This window comes from Pseudomonas sp., from assembly GCF_049645325.1.
Taxonomy (GTDB): Bacteria; Pseudomonadota; Gammaproteobacteria; order Pseudomonadales; family Pseudomonadaceae; genus Aquipseudomonas.
Genome location: NZ_JBARTQ010000476.1, coordinates 1 through 3,544, shown reverse-complemented (window position 1 = coordinate 3,544; position 3,544 = coordinate 1). Strand labels below are relative to the sequence as shown.

Annotated in this window: 3 protein-coding genes; 1 reads left to right on the top strand and 2 read right to left on the bottom strand. The window is 61.3% G+C overall.

Annotation, left to right across the window (positions count from 1 at the left end):
* A partial coding sequence (locus WBB95_RS20480; RefSeq protein ID WP_424489235.1) for an AAA family ATPase occupies positions 1-321 on the top strand: 321 nt, incomplete at its 5' end.
* Between the two features lie 20 nt (positions 322-341).
* On the opposite strand, the gene WBB95_RS20475 is transcribed toward WBB95_RS20480, so the two are convergent.
* Both WBB95_RS20475 and arnT read right to left on the bottom strand, forming a co-directional pair.
* Positions 342-1,859 carry an ArnT family glycosyltransferase gene (locus WBB95_RS20475; protein ID WP_424489234.1) on the bottom strand — a complete coding sequence of 506 codons (1,518 nt, stop codon included), beginning with the start codon at positions 1,857-1,859 and terminating at the stop codon, positions 342-344.
* A 26-nt stretch (positions 1,860-1,885) separates the two neighbouring features.
* Positions 1,886-3,541 (bottom strand): lipid IV(A) 4-amino-4-deoxy-L-arabinosyltransferase, encoded by a 1,656-nt coding sequence (gene arnT, locus WBB95_RS20470; RefSeq protein ID WP_424489236.1) that lies wholly within the window; start codon positions 3,539-3,541, stop codon positions 1,886-1,888.
* Positions 3,542-3,544 lie beyond the last annotated feature (3 nt).

The window sequence follows — 3,544 nt, the reverse complement described above, 5'->3', positions numbered from 1 at the left end:
GGAGAAAAGCGTTGGTTTTTTACCTTGTCCTTGCTCTGTGCCGATGCGGACCTTGTGATCTTGGATGAACCCACTGCTGGAGTAGATCCTGAGTTTCGATACCATATATGGAAATGCCTGGAGGGCGCGGCGGCTGAGGGTGTCGCAATACTCGTTTCATCGCACAACGTTGATGAGATCGTTGCCCATTGCGATGACTTTTACATGCTGAGTCAGCAGCGTTTTGATCGTTTCACTGACGCTGAGGGCTTCATGCGTGCTTATGGCGCCAATTGTTTGGATCAAGCGTTTATCCACGCGGCAAGCCTGCCCAGAGTTTAGGGCAGGCTTTAGTGGCGCGGTCAGTTACTTATAGGCACAAACGCCACGCTGCCACCCTCACGCTTGTGAAACAGCCGCTCGCCATTGTCCGGCTGGGTGGTGATTACCTGATGATCTGCGCCCAAGTAGGCCAACGGTGTCGGGTCTTCCTTGGAGTACTGCGCGACGATGATTGTGTGGTGCGGGTCGAAGTGTCGACCGCTGGTTTTATCCAGCCAGGCCATCATTGCAGCGCTGTCGCCCTGGCGCGGGAAGTCCTGGGTTTCACTCACGTAGTAGAACGGCTTGCCGCCATTTTGCAGGTACATGGGCAGCTTGTTGTCGACCTCCACCAACACCATCTGCCATTGGTTCCACGGCGCGCTTTTCTGTGCCTGGGCTTGCACGTCTTCGGCAAAGCGGGTGACGCCGCCGTTGCCGGTGGTCCAGGGGTAGATCACGCCCAGGATCAACAGCAATAAACCGGCGGTGAGGCCGAAGCCCTTTTGCCAGCGCGGCCAACTGGCCGGTTTTTTCTGCAAGCGTTCACTCAGCCACCAGGCCGCCAGCAGTTGGGCAAATGGCACCAGCGGCAGCACGTAGTAACTGCGGCGGCTGCCGCTGGCGGTGAAGAATACAAACAGCAGGCCCAGGCCCCATACCAGCCAGCGCACGTTGGGTGGCGTGTGGCGCCAGTGCCGCAGCGCCAGCCACAGGCCGAGCATCCAGCACGGCGCCCAAGGCAGGGTGTAGGCGGGCAGGTAGATCAGGTAGGTGTAGATCGGCCCCATGTGGTCGAAGGGGTCGAAAAAGCGCACGACGTTTTCCTTGAATACCAGTTCAAGGCCGCTCTCGCCATAGGTCGGTGCCCCATAAAAGTGAGAGAGCACGAAGGGAATCGCGTAGAACACGGCAGCGATCAGCATTGCCAATAACAGGCGCGGGTTGAGGTGGCGTTTGTAACGCTGCTCACTGAGCAGATGGGGTAACAGCACCAACCCCGGCAACACGAAGCCGATCAGGCCTTTGAACAGTGACGTGGCCGCCAGCAGCAGGAAAAACACGCTGTAGCGCCCCAGGCGTGTGTCTTCCGGCCCACGCCAATACCACCAGACGGCCGCGAGCACGCCGCATACCGTCAGCACATCGGCGGTGGCCACCCGCGCCCAGAACAGAAAGTAGAAACTGGTGGCGAGCATCCAGCCGGCAATCAGCCCGGTGCCCTTGCGAAACAGGCGCTCGCCGATCAAGTACACCAGCCAGATGCTCAGCCACGCCGCGAGCACCGACGACAGGCGCAACGACCACGGGCCGAGCCCGCCCATCAGGCTGGCGGGGCCGGTGATCAGCCAGTAGGAGGGCAGGGGCTTGTCGTAGTAGGGCGCGCCCTTGAGGTAGGGGTCGAAGTAGTCACCACTCTGCAGCATTTGCAGCGCGATATTTGCCCAGCGGGTTTCCGGCCCCCACAAGTCGCGGCTGCCCAAGCCCAGCAGCAGGAGCGCCGCCGAGACGCCCAGCAGCAGCACCAGGGCGCCGCGTTCGGTTTTCCAAAAGCTCATGGGGGTTTCCTGTGGCAGGCCGGACGTTAAGGGAGCTGCGGGTAAATGATCATGAGCATGGGGCCTTTGCGATAGCGCTTGCCGCCCGGGGGCAGTTGCCCTTCTTCGCGGTGTTCACTGGTGCTGCGTACGCGCATCAACACGCCTACCGAGCCCTGTTTGCGCGCTTCACTCAGCCAGGGCTGGACGTTTTCAAACGTGACCTTGCGGTGTGCCGAGTCCGCATAGCTCAGGCCGTAGCGCAACTCGCCTTCGGTGTCGTAGAACGCGACTTCCGGCCGGCGCAGGCGCCAGGACAATGCGGACGCGGTACCCAACTCGTTGCTGATCAGAGCATGGGTTTGTTGCAGTTCATCCAGATGCTCCAGCACGAACTGGTCGGGCATCTCGGTGTCGGTGATTTCTTCCGGCATGCCCGCCGGCAGCAGGGCCACCAGCAAGCCGATCGCCAGCGCGGGCATTGCCCACAACGTCAGCGGCCGAAAGGCTTGCAACAGGTTGGCGAGGATCCAGCCCAGCAGCACGATAAAGCTCAACGACAGGCTGAACATTTCAGCGTGGCTGTTGCTGTACAGCGGGTTATCGATTTGCAGGTAAATCAACCCCACCATCGCGGCCACGCCGATGACCAGGTTGAGCAGGCCGTTGGCGCGCAGGGTGCGTGTCTTGCCGCGGTTGATCAGGTCGATCAGCGCATGGCCCATCAGCAACGCCAAAGGCAACAGGCACGGCATGATGTATGTCGGCAGCTTGCCTCGGCTCAGGCTGAAAAAGGCCAGGGGCAGCAGCAGCCACAGGGCGAGAAATATGATCGCCGGCTGGCCTTTGTCTTTCCAGGCCTTGAACAGGGTGGCCGGCAACAGCGCCGCCCATGGCAGGCACGCCACCACCATGATCGGCAGGAAGAACCACCAGGCCCGCGCATGTTGCGCATTGTCGGAGGAGAAGCGGCGAATGTGCTCATGCCAGAAAAAGAAGCGCCAGTAGTCCGGTTCCTGCAGGTGCACGGCCCACGCCCACGGCACGCAGATCAGCGCCGCCACCAGGATCGCCAGCGGGCCGAAGCGCAACAACTCGCCCAGGCGACGTTGCCAGAGCATGTACGGCACGGCAATCAATACGGGCAACAGCCACGCAAGGAAGCCCTTGGTCAGAAAGCCCATGCCGCAGGCCAGTCCCAACACTGCCCAGGCCCCCAGCCGGCGGCCAGGCGTGTGGCTGTCGAGCGCGAACCACAGCGCAACCAGGCTGAGGTTGACCCAAAAGGTGAACTGCGGATCGAGGTTGGAATACCCGGCCTGCCCGGCCACGAGGCCGAAACTCATATAGAGCAGGGCACTTGCGAAGCTTTTGCGTGGGTCGTTCCACAGGCGCCGCGCGATGAGGTACGCCAGCATCACGCTCAGACCTGTGGTCAGCGCCGAGGCGATGCGCACCCCGTACAGGTTTTCGCCGAACACGGCTTGGCCGAGGGCGATCAGCCAATAGCCGGCGGCAGGTTTTTCGAAGTAGCGCACGCCCATGAAATGGGGCGCTACCCAGTTGCCGCTCAGCAGCATTTCCTGGCTGATCTGGGCGTAGCGGGCTTCATCCGGGATCCACAAACCGTGCAGGCCCATGGGCAAAAGATAAAACACGGCAAACGCCAGTAACAATAGCGGTAGAGGCTTCAATCGGGTCATGAA